Source organism: Tatumella sp. JGM130, from assembly GCF_018257525.1.
In the GTDB taxonomy this organism is placed as follows: domain Bacteria; phylum Pseudomonadota; class Gammaproteobacteria; order Enterobacterales; family Enterobacteriaceae; genus Tatumella; species Tatumella punctata.
In genome coordinates, this window is sequence record NZ_JAERJS010000096.1 from 1 (window position 1) to 595 (window position 595).

Here is a 595-nt window from a genome sequence, read left to right on the forward strand (position 1 = left end):
ACTCATGAATAGTCCCCCGCAAATTCTTGCCAGCTGATAACCGGATTCTGGCGTTCCGTTGCCAGGTCGATTTGTTCTTGCTGAATGGCCTCTATTTCCTCGCCGATCAGCTCTTTCATTTCTGCGATGAAGTCGCCGTCATTACGCCACATGGTCAAGCCTCCGCATTGAGTCCACCCATTCAACCAGCAAGTCAAAGTCCTGATACGCGCAGAACTCTGCCAATTGCTCCCGGTTCAGCGTTTCAATCTGGCAATCCTCAAGAGATACGCTGACCTTCTCAGGCCTCATTGCTCCGCGCATCTGTACGTCTGAGCATTCGATTTTCAGGTTCAGACTCATTTCGACCTCCGGAAATCTCTGACCATGTCTAAATAACCAGCCGGTGTATTCGGATAGAAGTGAACCGACCCGCTGAATGCGATTACCAGCTCTGGGCCCTGAATGATGTACCTCATGCGAAAGCCTCCGGCCCCGGACGGGCAGCATCATTGACGAATTTCTGAATGCGATCCAACTGGGTAGTGGTGAATGATTTAACGTGGTTTAACAGGTTGGTAGCAGCGCCAATGACGCCGCCGATGGTGGTAGCCAT

2 protein-coding genes are annotated in these 595 nt (G+C 51.6%); both read right to left on the minus strand.

The window, feature by feature from the left end:
* Positions 1-2 precede the first annotated feature (2 nt).
* A complete protein-coding gene (locus JK211_RS16820) occupies positions 3-152 on the minus strand; it encodes a hypothetical protein (RefSeq protein ID WP_212709754.1) in 150 nt (49 codons plus the stop codon).
* Positions 142-342 carry a hypothetical protein gene (locus tag JK211_RS16825; protein ID WP_212709755.1) on the minus strand — a complete coding sequence of 67 codons (201 nt, stop codon included), beginning with the start codon at positions 340-342 and terminating at the stop codon, positions 142-144. Before JK211_RS16825 ends, JK211_RS16820 begins: the two co-directional genes overlap by 11 nt.
* Between the last annotated feature and the right edge of the window lie 253 nt (positions 343-595).

What these genes read in the sequence shown, in the direction of transcription:
- JK211_RS16825 (WP_212709755.1), bottom strand. Translation starts at nt 342, where the DNA reads ATGAGTCTGAACCTGAAAATCGAATGCTCAGACGTACAGATGCGCGGA.
- JK211_RS16820 (WP_212709754.1), bottom strand. Translation starts at nt 152, where the DNA reads ATGTGGCGTAATGACGGCGACTTCATCGCAGAAATGAAAGAGCTGATC.